General features: G+C 68.3%; 22 protein-coding genes. 11 read left to right on the top strand and 11 right to left on the bottom strand.

What is annotated here, in order from left to right:
- Positions 1 to 258: 258 nt before the first annotated feature.
- On the bottom strand, positions 259 to 627 hold the full coding sequence (locus NP4_RS27020) for a hypothetical protein (protein ID WP_147288027.1): 369 nt from the start codon (positions 625 to 627) through the stop codon (positions 259 to 261).
- A 441-nt stretch (positions 628 to 1,068) separates the two neighbouring features.
- On the opposite strand from NP4_RS27020, the gene NP4_RS27015 reads away from it, so the two are divergent.
- The 9 genes from NP4_RS27015 (at position 1,069) to proB (ending at position 13,462) form a co-directional block, all read left to right on the top strand.
- Positions 1,069 to 3,762 (top strand): valine--tRNA ligase, encoded by a 2,694-nt coding sequence (locus tag NP4_RS27015; RefSeq protein ID WP_068003544.1) that lies wholly within the window; start codon positions 1,069 to 1,071, stop codon positions 3,760 to 3,762.
- A 68-nt stretch (positions 3,763 to 3,830) separates the two neighbouring features.
- Entirely contained in the window at positions 3,831 to 5,204 is a 1,374-nt protein-coding gene (gene folC / locus NP4_RS27010) for a bifunctional tetrahydrofolate synthase/dihydrofolate synthase (protein ID WP_068003607.1), read from the top strand.
- Positions 5,201 to 5,602, top strand: a complete 402-nt coding sequence (locus NP4_RS27005) for a DUF4233 domain-containing protein (RefSeq protein ID WP_068003542.1) — start codon at positions 5,201 to 5,203, stop codon at positions 5,600 to 5,602. Before folC ends, NP4_RS27005 begins: the two co-directional genes overlap by 4 nt.
- A gap of 47 nt (positions 5,603 to 5,649) precedes the next feature.
- Entirely contained in the window at positions 5,650 to 6,066 is a 417-nt protein-coding gene (gene ndk / locus NP4_RS27000) for a nucleoside-diphosphate kinase (RefSeq protein ID WP_068003540.1), read from the top strand.
- A 483-nt stretch (positions 6,067 to 6,549) separates the two neighbouring features.
- Positions 6,550 to 9,789 (top strand): translation initiation factor IF-2 N-terminal domain-containing protein, encoded by a 3,240-nt coding sequence (locus NP4_RS26995; protein WP_068003535.1) that lies wholly within the window; start codon positions 6,550 to 6,552, stop codon positions 9,787 to 9,789.
- 307 nt (positions 9,790 to 10,096) lie between these two features.
- Positions 10,097 to 10,408 carry a 50S ribosomal protein L21 gene (gene rplU, locus NP4_RS26990; RefSeq protein ID WP_068003532.1) on the top strand — a complete coding sequence of 104 codons (312 nt, stop codon included), beginning with the start codon at positions 10,097 to 10,099 and terminating at the stop codon, positions 10,406 to 10,408.
- 34 nt (positions 10,409 to 10,442) lie between these two features.
- Positions 10,443 to 10,709, top strand: a complete 267-nt coding sequence (gene rpmA / locus NP4_RS26985; RefSeq protein WP_062515311.1) for a 50S ribosomal protein L27 — start codon at positions 10,443 to 10,445, stop codon at positions 10,707 to 10,709.
- Positions 10,710 to 10,822: 113 nt separating this feature from the next.
- Positions 10,823 to 12,277, top strand: a complete 1,455-nt coding sequence (gene obgE, locus NP4_RS26980) for a GTPase ObgE (protein ID WP_068003604.1) — start codon at positions 10,823 to 10,825, stop codon at positions 12,275 to 12,277.
- 63 nt (positions 12,278 to 12,340) lie between these two features.
- A complete protein-coding gene (proB, locus tag NP4_RS26975; RefSeq protein WP_068003529.1) occupies positions 12,341 to 13,462 on the top strand; it encodes a glutamate 5-kinase in 1,122 nt (373 codons plus the stop codon).
- 7 nt (positions 13,463 to 13,469) lie between these two features.
- Here proB and NP4_RS26970 read toward each other — a convergent pair whose 3' ends face one another.
- From NP4_RS26970 to NP4_RS26935, 8 genes are all read right to left on the bottom strand, one after another.
- Positions 13,470 to 14,615, bottom strand: a complete 1,146-nt coding sequence (locus NP4_RS26970; protein ID WP_068003526.1) for an RNA polymerase sigma factor — start codon at positions 14,613 to 14,615, stop codon at positions 13,470 to 13,472.
- Positions 14,612 to 15,019, bottom strand: coding sequence for a YciI family protein (locus tag NP4_RS26965; protein ID WP_068003525.1), 408 nt, complete (start codon positions 15,017 to 15,019; stop codon positions 14,612 to 14,614). Before NP4_RS26965 ends, NP4_RS26970 begins: the two co-directional genes overlap by 4 nt.
- A gap of 44 nt (positions 15,020 to 15,063) precedes the next feature.
- Positions 15,064 to 15,561, bottom strand: coding sequence for a pyridoxamine 5'-phosphate oxidase family protein (locus NP4_RS26960; RefSeq protein ID WP_068003521.1), 498 nt, complete (start codon positions 15,559 to 15,561; stop codon positions 15,064 to 15,066).
- A 70-nt stretch (positions 15,562 to 15,631) separates the two neighbouring features.
- Positions 15,632 to 16,186, bottom strand: coding sequence for an SRPBCC family protein (locus NP4_RS26955; RefSeq protein ID WP_068003519.1), 555 nt, complete (start codon positions 16,184 to 16,186; stop codon positions 15,632 to 15,634).
- On the bottom strand, positions 16,183 to 16,500 hold the full coding sequence (locus NP4_RS26950) for an ArsR/SmtB family transcription factor (RefSeq protein ID WP_068003516.1): 318 nt from the start codon (positions 16,498 to 16,500) through the stop codon (positions 16,183 to 16,185). Before NP4_RS26950 ends, NP4_RS26955 begins: the two co-directional genes overlap by 4 nt.
- Before the next feature lie 60 nt (positions 16,501 to 16,560).
- Positions 16,561 to 17,598, bottom strand: coding sequence for a hypothetical protein (locus NP4_RS40245; protein ID WP_082876262.1), 1,038 nt, complete (start codon positions 17,596 to 17,598; stop codon positions 16,561 to 16,563).
- On the bottom strand, positions 17,595 to 17,969 hold the full coding sequence (locus NP4_RS26940; RefSeq protein ID WP_068003510.1) for a hypothetical protein: 375 nt from the start codon (positions 17,967 to 17,969) through the stop codon (positions 17,595 to 17,597). Before NP4_RS26940 ends, NP4_RS40245 begins: the two co-directional genes overlap by 4 nt.
- Before the next feature lie 93 nt (positions 17,970 to 18,062).
- A complete protein-coding gene (locus NP4_RS26935) occupies positions 18,063 to 18,764 on the bottom strand; it encodes an ESX secretion-associated protein EspG (RefSeq protein ID WP_068003507.1) in 702 nt (233 codons plus the stop codon).
- A 301-nt stretch (positions 18,765 to 19,065) separates the two neighbouring features.
- Between NP4_RS26935 and NP4_RS26930 the strand changes: the two genes are divergently transcribed.
- Complete coding sequence (locus NP4_RS26930; protein WP_245998332.1) at positions 19,066 to 19,569, top strand: DUF4254 domain-containing protein; 504 nt, start codon at positions 19,066 to 19,068, stop codon at positions 19,567 to 19,569.
- Here the strand turns inward: NP4_RS26930 and NP4_RS26925 are convergent.
- Together NP4_RS26925 and NP4_RS26920 are read right to left on the bottom strand one after the other, a co-directional pair.
- The gene (locus tag NP4_RS26925) at positions 19,566 to 19,949 is read right to left on the bottom strand and encodes an SDR family oxidoreductase (RefSeq protein WP_114755783.1); all 384 of its coding nucleotides are present in this window, start codon (positions 19,947 to 19,949) and stop codon (positions 19,566 to 19,568) included. The genes NP4_RS26930 and NP4_RS26925 overlap by 4 nt on opposite strands.
- 108 nt (positions 19,950 to 20,057) lie before the next feature.
- On the bottom strand, positions 20,058 to 20,771 hold the full coding sequence (locus tag NP4_RS26920; protein ID WP_082876261.1) for a GAF and ANTAR domain-containing protein: 714 nt from the start codon (positions 20,769 to 20,771) through the stop codon (positions 20,058 to 20,060).
- A gap of 161 nt (positions 20,772 to 20,932) precedes the next feature.
- On the opposite strand from NP4_RS26920, the gene NP4_RS26915 reads away from it, so the two are divergent.
- A complete protein-coding gene (locus NP4_RS26915; protein WP_082876260.1) occupies positions 20,933 to 21,385 on the top strand; it encodes a pyridoxamine 5'-phosphate oxidase family protein in 453 nt (150 codons plus the stop codon).
- Positions 21,386 to 21,388: the final 3 nt, after the last annotated feature.

Raw genomic sequence — 21,388 nt, 5'->3', positions numbered from 1 at the left:
GAGGGATCCGGTTTGCCGTGCGTGCGGGCGTGTGTCGCCAGGTTGAGAAGCGCAATTCCGCTGGGGCATTGTCCGTTGGTAGCGAGACGAATGCGAAAGACCTTCTGTCCCAAGGCGGGCGGGTCTGAACCGCGTGTGGCCGGGTAGGTGGATTCCCTGGCATGGTCCGAGTGGGATGGGCCGTCGGGGCGCTAGGGGGTTGGGAAAAAAGGTGTGCCCCTCGCAGGAGGTGGAGGGGCACACGTTCAGGGGTGGGGGTTACCACTGTTGGACTACAACCAGTCTCGGGCCGGGGGCCACTACTACGGCGATGTGGCCGTTGGGGCGGGTGGCGGCTTCGCCTGCGATATCGCGCATGGAGGCCATCACGCCGTTGCCGCTGCGGGGTAGCTGGGAGTCCGGGCGGATGCCCACGCTGATGTTGTCGCCGGGGAGGTATTTGTCGATCAGGGCCGGGACGGGGCCGTTGGCGAAGGCTTGGGTTTCGGGGTTGGTCAGTTCCAGGCCGACCGCTCCGGCCTGGGGGTAGGCGACCGGGGCTGCGGCATTGGCCGTGCCCGCGCCGATCAGGGCGGTGGCGGCCGCACCGGTGAGCATGGTGGTGAGGGTGAGGGTACGAGCACGCACGAGATCCCCGCTTTCTCCTGGAACCGCACATCACCGCGCGATTGCTGTGTAATAGCTAGGAGACATCAGCACGGTTGCGGGGGCAAGGGTTCGGGGTCCGGATCACATATGCGCGAATATGTGACCTGGATCACGGAAGTTCGATCGGCGACGAGGTCCGCGTAGCCGGAGCGGCCCGGGCGGGTGGGTGACCGCACAGGGTTATGCCCCGACCATGCGTCGCCCGAGGTCGTCGAGACTCGCACCCCGACAACGGATCCGGGAAAAAACCTGAGAATTGCATATGTATTCGCCTGACCAGTGCCGATCAGCGGTAACCTGAAACATGTGAGCGGGGTTTTCGGTGTCCCTCATCCGCCGAAAACCCCGCTCTGCTGTTCTCCACTCCCAATGGCGCGCCCCGTCGTCGGGGTCGCAGCCTCAACTCCTTAGAATCTCACGGTGACCAGCGCAGCCCCTGAGAACCCACGTAATCGTGCCGACGCCCTCCCCAAGAGCTGGAATCCCAGCGAAGTAGAGGCCGACCTGTACGAACGTTGGGTAACCGCTGGATACTTCACCGCCGATGCGACCAGCGACAAGCCGCCGTACTCCATCGTGCTACCCCCGCCGAACGTCACCGGCAGCCTGCACATGGGCCACGCGCTCGACCACACCCTCATGGATTCCCTCACCCGCCGCAAGCGTATGCAGGGTTACGAGGTGCTGTGGCTGCCGGGCATGGATCACGCCGGTATCGCCACTCAGACCATCGTGGAGAAGCAACTCGCCGTCGACGGTAAGACCAAAGAGGACTTCGGCCGCGAGCTGTTCATCGACAAGGTCTGGGACTGGAAGCGCGACTCCGGCGGCCAGATCCAGGGCCAGATGCGCCGCCTCGGCGACGGTGTTGACTGGAGCCGCGACCGATTCACCATGGACGACGGCCTGTCTCGCGCGGTGCAGACCATCTTCAAGCGCCTGTTCGACGCGGGCCTGATCTATCGCGCCGAGCGCCTGGTGAACTGGTCGCCGAACCTGAAGACCGGCATCTCCGATCTCGAGGTCGACTACAAGGACGTCGAGGGCGAGCTGGTCTCGCTGCGCTACGGTTCGCTCGACGACGACGAACCGCACGTGATCGTGGCCACCACCCGCGTGGAGACCATGCTCGGCGACACCGCGGTCGCGGTGCATCCCGACGATGAGCGCTACCGCAAACTGATCGGCACCACGCTCTACCACCCGATCACCGGCCGCCAGATCCCGGTCGTCGCCGACGATTACGTCGATCCCGAATTCGGTTCGGGCGCGGTGAAGATCACCCCCGCCCACGACCCCAACGACTTCGAACTCGGCCTGCGCCACAACCTGCCGATGCCGACGATCATGGACGAGACCGGCAAGATCGCCGATACCGGAACCGAATTCGATGGTATGGACCGCTTCGAGGCCCGCCTGCGCATTCGCGAGCGGCTCGAGGCCGAGGGCCGCGTGGTGGGCCGCAAATTCCCCTACGTCCACAGCGTCGGCCATTCCGAGCGCAGCGGCGAGCCGATCGAACCCCGGCTGTCGATGCAGTGGTGGGTGAAGGTCGAGCCGCTGGCCAAGGCCGCCGGTGACGCGGTTCGCAACGGTGACACCGTGATTCACCCGACCAGCCAGGAACCTCGCTGGTTCGCCTGGGTCGACAATATGCACGACTGGTGTATCTCGCGGCAGCTGTGGTGGGGTCATCGCATCCCGATCTGGTATGGCCCCGAGGGCGAAATCGTCTGCGTCGGACCGGATGAGCAGGCCCCCGAGGGCTACGTGCAGGACCCGGACGTGCTCGACACCTGGTTCTCCTCGGGCCTGTGGCCGTTCTCGACCATGGGCTGGCCCGACGCGACCGACGAACTGGCCAAGTTCTATCCCACCAGCGTGCTGGTCACCGCCTACGACATCCTGTTCTTCTGGGTGGCCCGGATGATGATGTTCGGCACGTTCGTCGCCGACGATCCGGCCGTCGCGGCGGGTAAGCCCGCGGGCGGCGCGAAGGTGCCGTTCCGGGATCTGTTCCTGCACGGGCTGATTCGCGACGAATTCGGCCGCAAGATGTCCAAGTCCAAGGGCAACGGCATCGATCCGCTGGCCTGGATCGACGAATATGGCGCGGACGCAACGCGATTCACCCTCGCGCGCGGTGCGCTGCCCGGCGGTGACCTGTCGGTGGGCACCCCGCACGTGCAGGCCTCGCGCAACTTCATCACCAAGCTGTTCAACGCGACCAAGTTCGCGCTCATGAACGGCGCTGTGGTGGGCGAGGTTCCGGCGCGTGAGCAGCTGACCGATGCCGACCGCTGGATCCTCGACCGGTTCGACGCCGTGCGCGCCGATGTCGACGCCGCCTTCGACCGCTACGAATTCGGCAAGGCATGCGAGGCGCTGTACCACTTCGCCTGGGACGAATTGTGCGACTGGTACCTGGAATTGGCGAAGGTGCAGTTCGCCGAGTCCGAGCAGCGCGCCGAACGCACCCGGGTGGTGCTCGGTACGGTGCTGGATTCTGTGCTGCGCCTGCTGCATCCGGTGATCCCGTTCGTCACCGAATCGCTGTGGCTTGCGCTGACCGGCGGCGAATCCATCGTCATCGCGCAGTGGCCGCAGGCCAGCGGAGTTCCCGCCGACGCGACCGCGGATCGCCGCGTCGCCGACGCGCAGCGGCTCATCACCGAGATCCGCCGCTTCCGCAGCGATCAGGGTCTGACCGACAAGCAGAAGGTCGCCGCCAAGCTGATCGGCATCGACACCGCCGATCTGACCGGCCTGTCCGGCGAGATCGCGAGCCTGGCGCGGCTGACCGATCCGGAGCCGGACTTCGCGGCCACCGCCTCGCTCGAGGTGCGGCTGTCCGATGCCACGGTCACGGTGGAACTCGACACCTCCGGCACGGTCGACCTGGACGCCGAGCGTCGCCGACTCGAGAAGGATCTCGCGGCCGCGCAGAAGGAATTGGCCGGCACCACCGGCAAACTCGGCAACGAGGCGTTCCTGGCCAAGGCGCCCGACGATGTGGTGGCCAAGATCCGCGGCCGCAAGGAGGTCGCCGAATCCGAGGTGGTCCGCATCGGCGCCCGCCTCGAGGAGATCGCGAAGATGGCGGCGAAGAAGTGACCGAGGAACCGCAGCACGGCAGCGCCGAGCGGCTGCAATTCGGTCCGTCGCCGGTGGAACTGGCCGAAATGGCGCTGGTCGAGGCCGAACTCGACCAGCGCTGGCCGGAGACCAAGATCGAGCCGTCGCTGGCACGCATCGCCGCGCTGATGGATGTGCTGGGTTCGCCGCAGCGCGGTTATCCGACCATCCACATCGCGGGCACCAACGGCAAGACCTCGGTCACCCGCATGATCGACGCGCTGCTGACCGCGCTGCATCGGCGCACCGGCCGCATCACCAGCCCGCATCTGCAATTGGCGACCGAGCGCATCGCGATCGATAACGCGCCCATCACCCCGGGCCGCTACGTCGAGATCTACCGCGAGTTGCAGCCCTATATCGAGATGATCGATAAGCAGTCCGAAGCCGCGGGCGGGCCGAAGATGAGCAAATTCGAGGTGCTCACCGCCATGGCCTACGCCGCCTTCGCCGAGGCGCCGGTGGATGTGGCGGTGGTGGAGACCGGGCTGGGCGGTACCTGGGACGCGACCAATGTCATCGACGGCCAGGTCGCGGTGATCACCCCGATCGGCTTGGACCACACCGAATTTTTGGGTCCGGATCTGACCTCCATCGCGGGGGAGAAGGCCGGGATCATCAAGAAGGCGCCCGCCGACGCGCTCGTGCCGCGCGAGACCGTCGCGGTCATCGGGGAGCAGGAGCCCGAGGCGATGGAGGTGCTGCTGCGGCGCGCGGTGGAGACCGATTCCGCTGTGGCGCGCGCGGGTTCGGAGTTCCGGCTGCTGTCGCGGCGAGTGGCCGTCGGCGGTCAGGTGCTGGAACTGCAGGGGCTGGGCGGGGTTTACGACGAGATATTCCTGCCGCTGCACGGGGAGCATCAGGCGCAGAACGCGCTGCTCGCCCTGGCGGCGGTCGAGGCGTTCTTCGGTGCGGGCGCGCAGAAGCAGCTCGATATCGACGCCGTGCGAGCGGGTTTCGCGAGCGCGGTCAGTCCGGGCCGGATGGAGCGGATGCGCAGCGCGCCGACCATCTTCCTCGACGCCGCCCACAATCCGGCCGGGGCTCGGGCGCTGGCCGCGGCGCTGACCGACGAATTCGACTTCCGCAAACTGGTCGGAGTGGTCGCGGTCCTCGCGGATAAGGACGCCGCGGGCATTCTCGACGCGTTCGAGCCGATCTTCGACGAGATCGTCGTCACCACCAACGGTTCCCCGCGCGCCCTGGACGTCGACGATCTGGCCAATCTGGCCGTGCAGCGCTTCGGTGACGAACGCGTCGTCACCGCACCGACTCTGGCCGATGCCGTCGAGACGGCCATCGCCATCGCCGAGGAGGCGGGCGACGGCGGCGAGCCGGTGTCGGGGGCGGGCATCGTGATCACCGGATCGGTCGTCACCGCGGGCGCGGCCCGCTCGCTGTTCGGAAAGGATCCCGCATGAGTGATCAGCCCGTTCCGCCGCCCGCCACCGATCCCTGGAAGGGACTGCGCGGTGTGATGGCCGGATCGCTGGTGCTCGAGGCCATTACGGTGCTGTTGGCACTGCCTGTCGTCGGAGTGGTCGGCGGCGGGCTGGGCTGGTGGTCGACGCTGTATCTGGTCGGCATCGCGATTCTGATGATCGTCGGGGCCGGTATGCAGCGGCGGCCGTGGGCGATGGCCTTCAACTGGGCTATGCAGGTTCTGGTGCTACTCGGCGGGCTGATCCACGTATCGATCGCGGTGATCGGCATCGTCTTCGTGGCGGTCTGGGCCTTCATCCTGATCCTGCGTTCGGACGTCAAGCGGCGCATGGACAAGGGTTTGCTGCCGAGTCAGCGCGTCCAGCAAGACAACTAACCGGCTTCGGTTCGGTCTCCCGGTGGGGTGGCGGTTACAGTTGCGCCGTGACTGAGCAGACGTTGGTACTCATCAAGCCGGACGGCGTTGGCCGGAACCTGATTGGTGAGATCATCACCCGCATCGAGCGCAAGGGCCTGAAGTTCGCCGCTCTGGAACTGAAGCAGGTGCCGCAGGAGCTGGCCGCGGCCCACTACGCCGAGCACGCGGACAAGCCGTTCTACGGTTCGCTGATCGAGTTCATCACCTCCGGCCCGGTCGTGGCGGCCGTGCTCGAGGGCCCGCGCGCCGTAGCCGCCTTCCGGCAGATCGCCGGCGGCACCGATCCCGTCGAGAAGGCCGTCCCGGGCAGCATCCGCGGCGACTACGCCCTCGAGACCCAATACAACCTCGTCCACGGCTCCGACTCGCCCGAGTCCGCCAAGCGAGAAATCGCCCTCTGGTTCCCTGACTTCGCGCAGTAGTCGGTCTCGCCCGGTACTGCGACTTGTTCGCGGCCGTCTCGCCGTTCAGCGATCGAGAGGCAGGGCCGCGAACAACGCCGGGGCGAGGCGGAGGCCATCGAACACAGCGTCGGTGGCGAACGCGTCGGCTCATCTATGGGATACTGGCCTTGGATGTGATCGTCGCCCACCGTTTGCGCGGGTGACGGACGCAACCGATGGCACCGCGGTTCGACGCCGATCATCGCTGCCCCGGACGGTTACCAAGACTCGGCTGTTCGGCGGCACGCTGGATGAGCGCTCGAGCCCAGGTGTTGGAAGCCAACAGCCAGGCGCCGCGTGACCAGTTAGCCCGAACGACGAACGACATGGTGGTAACCGGGCACGCGGGGCGAGACCACTGACCTCGCGCCCATCGGGCGTGAGGCGTACGGACAGTGCCCCCGCGTCGGCCGCGTCACACTCGATACGTGTGGGACGCGCCCGGGGGCCCGAGGAGATTTCGTGGCCGATCAAGAGCCGCTGGAAACGTCGCAGAGTAATGGTGATCACGCTTCGAACGAGGCGATAGGGCAGGGGGAGGCGGCGCAGTTGCCGGAACGTATCCGGGTCCACGCGCTGGCGAAGCTGCTCGGCACCACCAGCAAGCGCATTCTGGCCCACCTGACCGAACTGGGCGCCGAGGCGCGCAGTGCCCAATCGAGCCTGGACCGCACGGTCGCCGAATCGGTGCGCGATGCGCTCACCCCGGCCGAACAGGCCGAGACCGAGGAGACCCCCGCGGCCGAGGTCGCCGAGGCGCAGAGCCCGGAGACCCCGAAGGCCCAGACCCCCGCGCCCGAGCAGCCCGCGGCCGAACCCGCCGCGCAGCCGGTTCCGGCGATGGCCTCCGCCACCCCCGAGACCGGCACGCCGCCCGCGCGCACCCCGTCGCTGTTCACCAGCCCCTTCCACGCCGAGGCGCAGGCCCCCGAGCCCGTGGTGTTCGAGGCTCCGGCCGTCGTCGCGGCCCCGCTGTTCCTGCCGCCGGACGCGGCCCGCGCCGAGGAGATGCGCCGGCAGCGGCGCGCCGAGCGCGAGGCCAAGGTCGAGGAGAAGGACGAGAAGCCGGACCGCAAGCCCGAGAAGAAGGTAGAGGACAAGGTCGCCGAGCCGCCCGCGGCCGAGACCGAGACCGACGACTCCGATTCGGACTGGGACGACGATCAGGAGCACGGCTCCGATGAGCGCGGTGAGGACGGCGGTCGCTCCCGTCGCCGCCGGCGTGGCCGTCGTGGTCGTGGTCGCGGCCGTGGCGAGCAGCACTCCGACAGTGACGACGATTCGGACGACGGCGACGATCAGTCCGCGACCGACGAATCCAACGCCGACGCCGAGAACGCCGAGGGCGACAACGCGGACGCCGAGGACAACGAGGACGATTCGGCCGTGCCCGAGGGTTCGAGCCGCCGTCGCCGTCGCCGTCGTCGCCGCAAGTCCGGTGAGGACGGCGAGCCGGAATCGGCTGACGACGATCCGCCGAATACGGTTGTGCACGAGCGCGAGCCGCGCAACAAGCGCCGCGTGGTCGACGAGGTGCAGGGCATCAGCGGGTCGACGCGCCTGGAGGCCAAGCGTCAGCGCCGCCGCGACGGTCGCGAGGCCGGTCGCCGCCGCCCGCCGATCCTGACCGAATCGGAATTCCTGGCCCGCCGCGAGGCGGTGGACCGGGTGATGGTCGTGCGCGAGAAGACCTTCGCCGAGCACCCCAGCGCCACCATCCAGGTCGCCGTGCTCGAGGACAACATCCTCGTCGAGCACTTCGTGACCAGTACCGGTCAGGCGTCCATGGTCGGCAATGTCTATCTGGGCAAGGTGCAGAACGTGCTGCCCAGCATGGAGGCGGCCTTCGTCGACATCGGTCGCGGCCGCAACGGCGTGCTGTACGCGGGCGAGGTCAACTGGGAGGCCGCCGGGCTCGGCGGTAAGGAACGCAAGATCGAGCAGGCGCTCAAGCCCGGCGATACCGTGCTGGTTCAGGTCAGCAAGGATCCGGTGGGCCACAAGGGCGCTCGCCTGACCACCCAGATCAGCCTGGCGGGCCGCTTCCTGGTCTACGTCCCGGGCGGCACCTCGACCGGTATCAGCCGCAAGCTGCCCGATACCGAACGCAAGCGCCTCAAGGAAATCCTGCGCGATATCGTCCCGCAGGACGCGGGCGTGATCATCCGCACCGCGTCGGAGGGCGTCAGCGAGACCGAGCTGGCCCGCGACGTCGAGCGACTGCAGGCCACCTGGAAGACCATCGAGGAGCAGTCCCGCACGGGCTCGAACGCGCCGAAGACGCTCTACGAGGAGCCCGACCTGCTGGTCAAGGTCATCCGCGACCTGTTCAACGAGGACTTCTCCAAACTCGTCATCGAGGGCGAGCGGGCCTGGACGACCGTCGAGAACTACATCCGCACGGTCGCGCCGGATCTGCTGGTCCGCATCGAGCGCTACGAAGGTAGCGGGGTCGACGTATTCGGCAGCTTCCGCATCGACGAGCAGCTGGCCAAGGCGCTGGACCGCAAGGTCTGGCTGCCCTCGGGCGGCACCCTGGTCATCGACCGCACCGAGGCGATGACGGTCATCGACGTCAACACCGGCAAGTTCACCGGTGCGGGCGGCTCGAACCTCGAGGAGACCGTCACCCGCAACAATCTGGAGGCGGCCGAGGAGATCGTGCGTCAGCTGCGGCTGCGTGATATCGGCGGCATGATCGTCGTCGACTTCATCGATATGGTGCTCGAGTCGAACCGGGATCTGGTGCTGCGCAGGCTCACCGAGGCCCTGGGCCGCGACCGCACCCGCCATCAGGTCTCCGAGGTGACCTCGCTGGGCCTGGTGCAGATGACCCGTAAGAAGCTGGGCACCGGACTGGTCGAGGCGTTCTCCACCACATGTGAGCACTGCCACGGCCGCGGCATCGTCGTGCACAACTATCCGGTCGAGACCGCGCCCGCCGAGGAGGGTGTGGGCCGCCGCGAGGGTCGCCGTCGCCGCAAGGAGAAGTCCGGCGCCCCGGCCACGGTGACGCCGCAGCCCCAGCAGCAGCCCGAACATTCGGAGGAGGATGCCGCGGTCAAGCGCGCGCATCCGGTCGCGCTGGCCATGGCCGCCCATCACACCGACGAGGTCGACGACGAGGCCGAGGTCACCTCGGATGCCCCTGCGGTGGATACGGCGACCGAGCCGGAGACCGCCGAGACCACGCGGCCGACCGGTCGTGGCGGCCGAGCCGCGCGCGCGGCCCGGCGGGCGCAGCGTCGTGAGGCGCGTGCCGAGGTAGCGACCGCGGACGAGACCGAGTCGGACACCACGGCCGATCAGGAAGCGGTGACCGAGGCCGAGACGGCGGTCGTGAGCGACGTCGAGCCGGTGGCTGTCGCGGACACTCCGGCCGAGGAGCCCACCCCGGCCGAGGAATCCGCGCCCGAGCCCGAAACGGCCGACGCGACACCGCAACCCGTCGAGGAGGTCGAGGCCGCGCCGGAGCGGCCCGCGACCGACGGCGTTCGCCGGGGACGCCGTCGGGTGGCCCGCACCACCGCCGCGCCCAACACCGACAGCAAGGGCGCGGTATTCGTGCTCAGCAGCGCCGACCGGGACGAGACGCCGAGCTTCTCGGTCGCCGATGCCGCCCCGGCCGAGGTGACGCCGCGCAGCCGTCCCCGCCGCCGGTCGGCCGGTCGCGCCGCGGGGGCTCCGGAGCATTCGGACTGATCGATCCGACGCCGGTGCCCCGTCAGCTCGAGCCGACGGGGCACCGGTTGTTTCGGGGAGAGTCCGGCAACCCGGTTTGGTTGCGGAGCGGGGTGTCCTGTAGCCTTGGACAGTCGCTGCCCGGTGACAGCAGTCTGCTGCTCGGCCTGGACGTCGAAAGACGAAGGCCCGGTTCGATCGAGAGCCACCAGGCGCTGAGGCGGCGGTATTACCAGACCAACTTGCGGCGGTCTCCGGTGCGAACCGGCAGGCGCGCCGCGCGAAGCCAAGTGCCGAGCACTAGTAGAGAAAAGAGGGCAGCCGACCGATGGCAACGTACGCGATCGTCAAGACCGGCGGAAAGCAGTACAAGGTCGCGGTCGGTGACCTGGTGAAGGTCGAGAAGCTCGAGGGTGCGCCCGGTACCGCGGTGTCGCTGGAGCCGGTGCTGATCGTCGATGGCGCCACGCTGACCACCGACAAGGACGCGCTGGCCAAGATCTCGGTGTCCGCCGAGGTGGTCGATCAGACCAAGGGCCCGAAGATCCGCATCCACAAGTTCAAGAACAAGACCGGCTACCACAAGCGTCAGGGCCACCGTCAGAAGCTGACGGTCCTGAAGGTCACCGGCATCAAGTAAGTCCGACCGGACACTGCACGAGGAGTTCTGAGACATGGCACATAAGAAGGGTGCATCCAGCTCGCGCAACGGTCGCGACTCGAATGCCCAGCGGCTCGGTGTGAAGCGTTTCGGCGGCCAGGTCGTCAAGGCCGGCGAGATCCTGGTTCGCCAGCGCGGCACGCACTTCCACCCCGGCGTCAACGTCGGCCGTGGCGGCGACGACACGCTGTTCGCCCTCGCGGCGGGTGCGGTCGAGTTCGGTTCCAAGCGGGGCCGCAAGACCGTCAACATCGTGGTCCCGGAGCCGGCGCAGGCCTGAGCCGCGCCGGAGCCGTCCGACACACTTCGAAGCGGGTCAGGGTGACAGACACCCTGACCCGCTTCGCTGTTTCCAGTACCGACCGATTTCGTTGAAGGAGGATGATCAAGGTCGTGTCCAAATTCATCGATCGCGTCGTGCTGCATGTCCGCGCGGGCAAGGGCGGACACGGGTGCGCCTCGGTGCACCGGGAGAAGTACAAGCCGCTGGGTGGTCCCGACGGTGGTAACGGTGGCAACGGTGGGGATGTGATCCTCGAGGTCGACCCGAATGTGCACACCCTGCTGGACTTCCACTTCCACCCGCACGCCAAGGCCGGTAACGGCAAGCCGGGCGAGGGCGGTAATCGCAATGGCAAACAGGGTGAGGAACTGCTGCTGAAGGTGCCCGACGGCACCGTGGTGATGAGCGCCGACGGCGAGGTGCTGGCCGATATGGTCGGCGCGGGCTATCGGTACATCGCCGCTCAGGGCGGCCGCGGCGGGCTCGGCAATGCCGCGCTGGTGTCCAAGGCGCGCAAGGCCCCCGGTTTCGCCCTGCTCGGTGAGGAAGGTCACGAGCGCGACCTCGTCCTCGAGCTGAAGTCCGTGGCCGATGTCGGCCTGGTCGGCTTTCCGTCGGCGGGTAAGTCCTCGCTGGTGTCGGTGCTGTCGGCGGCCAAGCCGAAGATCGCCGATTACCCGTTCACCACACTGGTGCCCAATCTCGGTGTGGTTCAGTCCGGTGAGACCACCTTCACCATCGCCGATGTGCCGGGTCTGATCCCGGGCGCCAGCGACGGGCGCGGACTGGGCCTGGACTTCCTGCGGCATCTGGAACGCTGCGCGGTGCTCGCGCATGTGGTCGACTGCGCGACCATGGAACCCGGCCGCGATCCGATCTCCGATGTGGACGCCCTCGAGGCCGAATTGGCCGCCTACCGGCCCGCGCTGGACGCCGATTCCGGCCTGGGCGATCTGGGCGATCGCCCCCGCGTGGTCATTCTGAACAAGGTCGATATCCCCGATGCCGACGAACTCGCCGAGTTTTTGATGCCGGAGTTCGCCAAGCGCGGCTGGCCGGTGTTCAAGGTGTCGGCGGTCAGCCGGGAGGGCCTGCGCCCCTTGACCTTCGCACTGGCGCAGCTGGTCGGCGACTATCGCGAGGCGCATCCGAAGGCGGAGCCGAAGCGGCAGATCATTCGTCCGGTCGCCAAGGGCGACAGCGGTTTCCGGGTCCTGGTCGATCCGGAGGTCGAGGGCGGCTTCATCGTCACCGGCGAACGTCCGGAGCGGTGGGTGGCCCAGACCCAGTTCGACAACGACGAGGCCGTGGGCTATCTCGCCGACCGCCTGGCGCGCCTCGGGGTCGAGGAGCAGCTGGTTCGGATGGGCGCGCAACCCGGTGCGCCGGTTACGATCGGCGACGTCTGCTTCGATTGGGAGCCACAGATTTCCGCGGGCGTCGAGGTCATGATGACTCGTCGCGGTGTGGATCCGCGTCTGGATCAGACCGACCGCCGCAGCGCCGCCGAACGCAAGCATTCCTCGCGCGTGCGCCGTGGTCTGGTCGCGGAGGACGAAGAATAGTAGCGCATCGCGAATTGGGGTGTGGCGCAAGTGGATTCGAGCACGACCGGAGTAACGGCCGAGATGGCCGACGAGCGGAACGGGCTCAGTGACGCCCGGCGGGCGATCGCGACCGCGCGCAGTGTCGTCGTCAAGATCGGCTCCTCGGCGCTGACGAGCCTCGAGGGCGGCCTGGATACCGAGCGGCTCGACGCACTGGCCGATGCGGTGGAGGCGCGGATGCGCGCCGGATCGGATCTGGTGGTGGTTTCCTCGGGTGCGATCGGCGCGGGTATGGCGCCGCTCGGATTGTCCAGGCGCCCCAAGGATCTCGCGACCAAACAGGCCGCCGCGAGCGTCGGCCAGCTGGCTCTTGCCCATGCGTGGGGCACCTCGTTCGCGCGCTACGACCGCGTGGTCGGACAGGTCCTGCTCAGCGCGGGCGACTTCGGCCGCCGCGAACATCACCGCAATGCCCAGCGCACCCTGGACCGGCTGCGCTCACTGCACGCCATCGCCGTGGTGAACGAAAACGACACCGTCGCAACCGAAGAGATCCGCTTCGGCGACAACGACCGGCTGGCCGCCCTGGTCGCCCATCTGGTCGGCGCGGACGCGCTGATCCTGCTGTCGGATGTGGACGGCCTCTACGACGGCGACCCGCGCAAGGGTCCGGCCACCTTCATTCCCGAGGTCCGCACCACCGCCGATCTCGACGGTGTGATCGCGGGCAGCGGCGGTGCGCTCGGCACCGGCGGTATGGCCTCCAAACTGTCGGCGGCGCGACTGGCCGCCGACGCGGGCGTCCCCGTCCTGCTCGCCGCCGCCTCCGACGCCGCGACCGCCCTGTCCGCCGCCACCGCGGGCACGGCCTTCGCCGCACGTCCGGTTCGGCTGTCGGCCCGCAAGTTCTGGGTCCGCCACGCCGCCGACAGCCGCGGCGCGCTGATTCTCGACGAGGGCGCGGTCCAGGCGGTGGCCCATCGCCGCCGCTCCCTGCTGGCGGCGGGCATCACCGAGATTCGCGGCACCTTCTACGGCGGCGATGTGGTCGATCTGCTGTCCCCCGACGGCGCGGTAATCGCCCGCGGCGTGGTCGAATACGACAACACCGAGCTGCGGACCATGATCGGCCGCTCCACCAACGAACTGCCCGAGGGGCTGCATCGCCCGGTCATCCACGCCGACGATCTGGTGAAGGTGTAGGCGGCGCTCACGAACGCGCGGACCGCCGCACCCGCGCCGCCTCGCGGGTGAGGTGGTCGCGCTCGGGCAGACTGGTGGCCGCGTCGGCGGCCTCGGCGTACAGCCGCGCGGCCTGCGCGAGATCGCCCGCGCGTTCGAGCAGATAGGCCCGCACCGCGGTGTATCGAGGCAGATCGGGCTCCACCTTCTCCAACTCCGCCAGACCCGCCCGCGGCCCGTCGGCCTCGCCGACCGCGACCGCGCGGTTGAGCCGAACCACCGGGCTGCCGGTGAGGTGCAGCAGTTCGTCGTACCACTCCACGATCTGCACCCAGTCGGTCTCGGCGGCGTGGCGGGCATCCGCGTGCAGCGCTGCGATCGCGGCCTGCGCCTGATATTCGCCCAATCGGTCGCGGGCCAGCGCTGCCTGCAGAATCACCACCCCCTCGGCGATAAGCCCTGTGTCCCAACGGGTTCGGTCCTGTTCGGCCAGCGGTATCAGCCGACCGTCCGGGGCGAGTCGGGACGCGCGGCGGGCATGGTGCAGCAGCATGAGCGCCAGCAGACCCGCGACCTCGGGTTCGTCGGTGGCCGCGGCGAGTTGGCGGGTGAGACGGATGGCCTCGGCCGCCAGATCCACATCGCCGCCGTAACCCTCGTTGAAGACGAGGTAGAGCACACGCAGCACGGTCGCCGGATCGCCGGGCCGGTTCAGCGGCAGTCCCGTGATGCGCCGCTTGGCCCGGCTGATCCGTTGTGCCATGGTCGCTTCGGGCACGAGGTAGGCCTCCGCGATCTGACGCGTCGTGAGGCCGCCGACCGCGCGCAGTGTCAACGCCACGGCCGAACTCGGCGACAGCGACGGATGCGCGCACAGGAAGTAGAGCCACAGTGAGTCGTCGGTATCCGGCACGGGTCCGGTCGTCGGCTCGACCTCGACGGCGAGTTCCCTTCCCTGCCGTGCGGTTTCGGACCGCGCGGCGTCGAGGAACTTGTGCCAGGCGGCCGCGACGAGCCAGGCCTTCGGATCGTGCGGTGGATCGTCCGGCCAACTCCGCACCGCGCGAATCAGGGCCTCCTGCACGGCATCCTCGGCCGCCGCGAAGTCGGCTCCGCGGCGGACGAGGATGCCGATCACCGCGGGTACCAGCTCCCGCAGCAGCGCTTCGTTCACTCGGTCGCCCGGAGCGTCGCGTCGAGCAGCGGCCGTATCTCGAGCCATTCCTGAATCGGCTTTCCGCCCGCGCCGGGGGCCGCGGACAGTTCGGCGGCCAATTCCAGTGCGCGCTCGTAGGTTTCGACGTCGATGATCATCCAGCCCGCGATCAGGTCCTTGGTCTCCGCGAACGGTCCGTCGGTGACCGGTGCGCGGCCCTCGCCGTCCGAGCGGACGAAGGCGCCCTGCGGGGAGAGGGCTCGCTCGTCGACGAATTCACCGGTGTCCACGAGCCGCGTGGCGAAGTCCCGCATGTACTGGATGTGGGCGGTGAACTCCTCGGGGGTCCACTGGTCCATGGGTACGTTGTTGGTCGGAGCGGGTGCGCCCCGGTAGTGCTTGAGCAGAAGGTACTTGGGCATCGGGTTCTCCTCGAGGTAATGAATTCGATCTTGCCGAATCGATCTCAGGCGTGCTGGCGTTCGGCGCGTTCGCGGATCAATTCCTCGACCGCGGAGGGCAGCGTGGTCTCGAAGTCGATGAGTTTCGCCCAGGTCGGGGTGACGACGATGCGGACCATACCGTCGTAGAGCGAGCGGACCTCGGCCTCCCACTCGACGCGCTGTTCGGGGGTCATCTCGTAGCTGCCGTTCATCTGGAGGTATTCCTCCGGGATCCCGTCGACGACGTCCAGTTCGACGCGCCCACGAATGAGCAGGATCTTCGGCGGATGGACCTCGGTGTCGATGGTCAGGGCGACCATCGGATTCTTGCGCAGCGCAGGCAGTTTCGGGGCGTTCTTCGTGGTGCACAGCACGATCTGCGAGCCGTTCCAGGCGAACGCGATCGGGATACTGCGCGGTGTGCCGTCGGTGGCGACATAGGCCAGCCGGGTCAGATCGCGGGCCAGCAGTTCCCGGCTGACGGGGCGGTTCAGGATCTCGGTGATCTCGTTCTGTTTCATACCCCTGGGACGGAGCCGCTCGGACGTTCTCGACATCCGGAGCGAAGGAATTCTCCAGATTTTTCGACGACTAATTCTCGATGGGAGGTTCGATCGGCTCCAGGCCGAGTTCGGCGGAGTATTGCCGGTTCAGGTCGCGCCAGCCGTAGTCGAGGGCCTTGGGGCCGACGATGGGACCGATCGGGGTTCCGGCCAGCAGGAGCGCGGCGACGTCGAGGCACAGGTGCCAACCCGCGGCCATCATCGCGCCCTGGGCACGGTCGGGGAGCTGATGGGTGAGGCGTAGGCGGGTGCCCGTGGAGGTTTCGGTGAGGGCCCAGCAGAGCGCTTGGTCGGCCCAGGTGTATTCGAGGAGTGTGGGCCGTTCGGCGCGGGAGATCCGGCCCGGCAGTTCCTGATTCGTATCGCCGTCGAGCATGATGAGGGTGACCGGGCCGGGGGAGGTCAGCGGGCGGTCGGCGGTGTAGGGGGCCCATTCGCGCAGTTCGTCGGGTTCGGTGAGGGCGGACCAGACCGCCTCGGGCCGCTGCGGGAACTCGCGGGTGAAGGCGAGCGACCATTGGCCGCCGTCGTCGACGAGTTCGACCGGATGAGCGGGGCTCGGTTGGTAGGAACGAGTGGTCATGATGAACGGTCCTTTCTGTCGAGGTGCCGCCCGAGGGCGTCGAGATGGTGATTCCACAGCCGCAGATACGGCGACAGCCAGCTGTCGAACTGCTCGAAGGGCCCGGGCGCGAGCCGATAGATCCGCTTCTGGGCCGCCACCTCGCAGGTGACGAATCCCGCGTCCCGCAATACCTTCAAATGCTTCGACACCGTCGGCTGGGAAAGCTCCAACCGGTCCACCAGTTCACCGACGGTCGCGTCCCCACCTCGCAACTGCTCGAGAATCCGCCGCCGCTGAGGTTCGGCCACCACGGTGAAGAGATCGGCTGCCATGGACTCAACATACCGCTATACGTATATACGCGCAAAGGCATGTTCGAAGCGGGCGCGGAGCTACCGCCCCGGCGGCACCACGCCCGGCTGGTCCGATGTGCTCGGGGTGGTGGACTGGTTCGGGATGGGTCCGGTGACGCCCGGTTGGCCGCCCTGATCGTTGAGCGGCGGCCCGGCCGGTGGGGGTGGGGTCGGTGCGGGCGGCGGTGGGGCCGGGGGAGGCGGTGTGGGAGAAGGGGTTTGGGGCGGCGGTGGTGGGGTCGCGGGCGTGGGGGAAGGGGATGCCGGAGGCGGGGGAGGGGGTGCGGGAGTGGAAGGTGTTGTGGGCGTTGGTGTTTGGGGTGCCGGGGTGGGCTGTGGCGGTTGGGGTGCCGGGGTTTGCTGGGGTGATTGCGGTGCCGATGGCTGGGGAGTCGGAGGCACTTCCGGTGCGGGTGGAGTCTGTGGCGGCACCGGAATCTTCTGCTGTGGTGGAACCGGTTGGGGCGCAAGAGGTTCGGGATGTGACTGTCCGGGCGCGGGCGCACCCGGCAGCGCCGGGGGTTCGGGCAGCGCCGGAATCCCGCTGCCCGCGGCCGAATACGACGGTTTGTAGATCATATTCATGGCCAGCACCGCCTCCTGGCGCATGGCCTCGGCCGCTATCTGCGCGTCGATGACGTGCACGGCCTCGAGTACGCGGGCGATCGCCCCGATCGGCCCGACCCCGCCGGGCGGAACCACGGCCAGCTTCACCGCCTCGGCCGCCGCGGCCACCGCGCCGAGCCGCGCGCCCACCTCGCCCATCACCGCGGCCAATTCGTCCAGCGATTCGGCGAAACTGCGGGTGCACGCGGCGGCCGCATCGGCGGCGGGTCCCACCCACTGCACCGAATCGATGATCCGATCGGCGTTTCCATGGGTGAGCGGCATCGAGGCGGCCAGTGTGGCGGCCCCCTCCAGCCATGCCAGCGACGCCTGCACGATCGCGCCCGCGTCGATCCGCTGGGTTCCGGCGTAGATCTGCTCGTGCGGCATGGATTCGAAATGCTCCATGGCGCTGATGTATTCGGGGTCGGTGCGCCGGGGCTGGGGCCCGTATCGGAATTCGGTCGTCATCGCGGCTGCCTCGGCGCGACCGCTCGTAGCGCGGCGGCGTGCGCCGCGTCGGCCTCCTCGTACAGGCCGGCGCTGACCAGGAACGCCTCCTTCAGCCGATAGGAGGCCGCGATGTACTGGTCGAGCAGTTGCGCGGCGTCGCGGGCCTTGCGCCCGAAACCGGCCTGTAGCTGTTCGGCGGAGAAGAAACCCCCGAACCCGTCCGTCCGCGCCGCCGACTCCAAGCGCTGCTGCAACTGCCGTAGCCGGTCGGCCTGCTGCTCGTAGATCTCGGCGCAGCGGCGAGCCGCGGCCGGATCGAAGCGCACGGTGCCGCTCTGGGCCGCCTGCAGAAACCGTGCGATATCGGCCTGGCTGGTCTCGATCGTCATGCCTACCCCTGGGATCCGGTCGGTAGTGACTCAGCCTAATCGGTCGGCGATGTCCGGACAGTACGTCTTGCCGGTATCCGCGGCGGCCGAAAGTCAGTGCGGAATACGTTTTTGCAGGTGAACCGCGATCTGCTGCGGTGAGGCCGGGACAACGTGCACAGTGTCCCCGGCCCGGATCAGATAGCGGCCGTCGCCCGCGACATCGATCCAGGTGTAGTAGACCGCAGGCGGCGGATCGCCGCGGTCCAGCCGCGGTTCGATCCGGATATGGCCCTCGGCGGTATGCGGTTTCACCAGCAGCCGTCGGATTCGCGGGGCGAGCCCGGCGGCCAGTACGGTCTCCTCGTCGCGCACCTGCTCGGCGGGCGCCGACCGCGCGGGTTCGCGACCCGCGGGCGTATCGGGCAGCAGCGCGGCGATCCGGGCGCCCAGTTTGCTGCTGTGACCGATCGAAATCGTCACCCGCCCACCGAAATCCGAGGATCGTCCCGGCTCCTGCACCGCCAGCACCGCATGGTCGTAGACCGCCGCGCCGAGCACCCGGATCTCACTGCCCGGCCCGTGCGCGCCACCGATGGCGACCACCCGGGTATGCGGCTGCGCCAGAATGCGCAGGCAGGCCGATAGATCGGGATCAGACCGCAACGGCATCCGCGCCAGCAGACTCTGCCGCAGCGCGGCCGCCTCGTCCTCGGTGCGCGGGGATTCCAGCACCCGGATCGGAAACGGGTGCCGATCCAGATCGGTCTCCCGCCAGATATGTGCGAACTCGTCCGGTGTGAAAGACCAACTCACGCCGCCAAACACCCTTCACCCGATCGTCCCGAGCCTGAACGTAGCGTAACCGGGTACCGGGCGGTCGGCCAGGCGACGGGAAAACCACTGCGCTGGGTCATCGGAAGGCCACCGAAAGGGCAGTGGGAGGGCCGGGCGAAGCGAGCATCCTGGAACTGCACCCGGCGCCGCTTAGAAGATGTCCCCTTCGCAGATTGCGGTGCTCCGGATCCGGTGCGGTCCGCCCTTGCCGCACCGGGCTCGCGGTCCGGTGCCCGTGCGCGGCGCCGGGTGCGCCCGATCGCCGCCTTGGAGGTACACGATGTACGTACCGCATCAGGACGGCTGTGCGCAGGCGCCGCCGTCCGGACCCGTCCTGTCGAGACGAACCGTCGTCTCGACACCGCCCGACTGGCACGAGTTGCTAGCGGCGTTCTGCGGGCATATCGGCGATCAACCCGAAGACCATCCCGTCACCCGGTGGGCGCGCGGCCTGGCCGAACTCCATCTGACCCGCCGCGAACACCCTCTCAACGCCGCCGAGATCGACTGTCGTCGTAATGAACTCGTCGCCCGCATCGACGACTGGATCGGCGCGCACACCACCCGTCGCCCGCGCTCGCAGTCGCTGGGCGCGGTGGTCGACGGCATGGCCGCCGCGCAGGTCCGCGCCAGCCACCTGCTGCGCAGCGTCGACGATGTCACCGACGAGCGCGTGCACGCGGCCTGGTTCCTATTGGCGTCGATGGCCGACAGCTGGACCGATCTGGTGCACGAGGCCTTCGGCATGCTGCCCGGCATACCCCGCGCGGTGCGCGGCGCCTAGCGTCGCCGACGCCGGGCCGGACGGCCGTTCACGGTGGGACGCACCGGTTTCGGCCGGGCCGGATCGGGCCGGACGGCGAGCTCGAGCATGGTCAATCCGGCGTCGCGAATCAGGATGTCCAGATCGTCGAGTACCTCGAGCACCCGCCCGCCGGCCGCGCGAATCTGCTCCGGATCGGCGGCGTCGTCCTCGAAAACCGTTCGCACCGAATGCAATCGGAGTCCTATGTCGAACAGGTGGCGCACCAGTCGATCGTGGGATTCGGGTATCGCCGAGGGCACGCCGAGCGGCACGATCTCGGAATCGAAGGCGGTGGCGACGGGTTCGACGCTGCTCGCCGCGGGCTCGGCGAGCATACGAGCAGCCTGATCGGCGGACATGGTGGCCTTCCTACGTCGAGGAGAGGACCCCAGCCGCGCTACTGGACTCGGGAGACAGGTACGTCAGCAGTGTAGCCTCCCCGCGGGGTCGCCGGAGTATCCGCTCGATCAAGAATTGCGCCGAACTCGTTTCGGCCGCGTCGGAACATTGAAATGCGGTGGTGTCGGATCGTTTCCGGTGACCGCGCGAATGACCTGAGCGGCCACCACGACCAGTTTGACGTTCTCGCGCTGGGAGGCCGCGCGCAGCACCTCGAAGGCGGCGTCGCGATCACAGTGCCGCTGCGCCATGGTGATTCCCAGGGCCTGATCGATGATCGAGCGCGAGGCCAGCGCGGACCGCAATTGCGCGGTCAATTCGGCCTGACGCGCGGAGTTGATCGCCGCGGACAGCAGGATCGCGGTGTGCGCGCTGGTCAGCATGATGGCGCGCAGGGCCGCGGGCCCGAAGGTTTCCGGCCGCGGCGAATACAGATTCAGCGTGCCGACGGCCGCGTCGTCGACCAACAACGGTTGCGAATGCACCGAGTGGATGCCCTGTGCGAGCATCCGCGCCGGATAAGCGCCCCACCGGGTTTCGGTGCTCATATCGGTGACGGCCACGGGCGTGGCGGTGTGCAGCGCCTCGAGGCACGGTCCCAGGCCCTGTCCGCGCTGCAGTTCGTCGATGAGCGTCGCGTGCGGACCGGTGGAGGCGACCGTGATCGCATCGCCGTCGCGCCGCAGGGTGATCGCGACCATCGGATGTTCGGGCAGCATTCGGGAGGTGATATCGGCGACCTCGCGCAGCGAGCCCTCCAGATCCGGAGTCGACAAGACCACCGCGGTCAGCTCCGACAGCCCGACCGCGAATTCGTCGAGATGGAAGGGTTCTTCGGCTATCCAATATTTCTAGCACCGCCGGGTTTGGTCGGCAGCCGATCCGGGAACCTGGATATGAACCGGGGGCCATCCGGTGCACAACGATCGGGGCAGACAGGGTAATGACCAGCCGAGCCGACGAATATCCGCGGTTCACGCGCCCGCCACACTCGGTCCAGCAGGTCACGCGGGATCTGTCGACGGCCGAGGCTTTCCAATTGCTGAGCCGAGTCGGAGTCGGACGCATCGTCTACACCCGCTACGCGCTCCCGACGATCCGACCGGTCAATCATCTGCTCGACGGCGAAACGATCGTCATCCACGCCCATCGCGGCGCGACCCTGACCGCCGACCGGCAGGTGGTGGCCTACGAGGCCGACACCATCGACGAGCGCACCCGTCACGGCTGGTGTGTGATCGTCACCGGCACCGCCGAACCGATCACCGATCCACAGCAGATCGCCCACTACCGAACCCTGCTGCGCCCCTGGCTGCCGGGTCCGCGCGATCAGCTCGTGCGCATCGACCCCGACATCATCACCGGCGTCGAATTCGTCGATCCCGATCCGGTCTGAGGC

Origin of the sequence: Nocardia pseudobrasiliensis NBRC 108224 (assembly GCF_001613105.1) — a bacterium.
Lineage (GTDB): Bacteria > Actinomycetota > Actinomycetes > Mycobacteriales > Mycobacteriaceae > Nocardia > Nocardia pseudobrasiliensis.
This window is presented reverse-complemented; position numbering and strand designations above follow the sequence as displayed.

Coding starts and splice junctions, on each gene's coding strand:
- folC (WP_068003607.1), top strand. CDS start 3,831: ATGGCGCTGGTCGAGGCCGAACTCGACCAGCGCTGGCCGGAGACCAAG.
- NP4_RS27005 (WP_068003542.1), top strand. CDS start 5,201: ATGAGTGATCAGCCCGTTCCGCCGCCCGCCACCGATCCCTGGAAGGGA.
- rplU (WP_068003532.1), top strand. CDS start 10,097: ATGGCAACGTACGCGATCGTCAAGACCGGCGGAAAGCAGTACAAGGTC.
- rpmA (WP_062515311.1), top strand. CDS start 10,443: ATGGCACATAAGAAGGGTGCATCCAGCTCGCGCAACGGTCGCGACTCG.
- proB (WP_068003529.1), top strand. CDS start 12,341: ATGGCCGACGAGCGGAACGGGCTCAGTGACGCCCGGCGGGCGATCGCG.
- NP4_RS26965 (WP_068003525.1), bottom strand. CDS start 15,019: ATGCCCAAGTACCTTCTGCTCAAGCACTACCGGGGCGCACCCGCTCCG.
- NP4_RS26960 (WP_068003521.1), bottom strand. CDS start 15,561: ATGAAACAGAACGAGATCACCGAGATCCTGAACCGCCCCGTCAGCCGG.
- NP4_RS26955 (WP_068003519.1), bottom strand. CDS start 16,186: ATGACCACTCGTTCCTACCAACCGAGCCCCGCTCATCCGGTCGAACTC.
- NP4_RS26950 (WP_068003516.1), bottom strand. CDS start 16,500: ATGGCAGCCGATCTCTTCACCGTGGTGGCCGAACCTCAGCGGCGGCGG.
- NP4_RS40245 (WP_082876262.1), bottom strand. CDS start 17,598: ATGACGACCGAATTCCGATACGGGCCCCAGCCCCGGCGCACCGACCCC.
- NP4_RS26940 (WP_068003510.1), bottom strand. CDS start 17,969: ATGACGATCGAGACCAGCCAGGCCGATATCGCACGGTTTCTGCAGGCG.
- NP4_RS26930 (WP_245998332.1), top strand. CDS start 19,066: ATGTACGTACCGCATCAGGACGGCTGTGCGCAGGCGCCGCCGTCCGGA.
- NP4_RS26925 (WP_114755783.1), bottom strand. CDS start 19,949: ATGTCCGCCGATCAGGCTGCTCGTATGCTCGCCGAGCCCGCGGCGAGC.
- NP4_RS26915 (WP_082876260.1), top strand. CDS start 20,933: ATGACCAGCCGAGCCGACGAATATCCGCGGTTCACGCGCCCGCCACAC.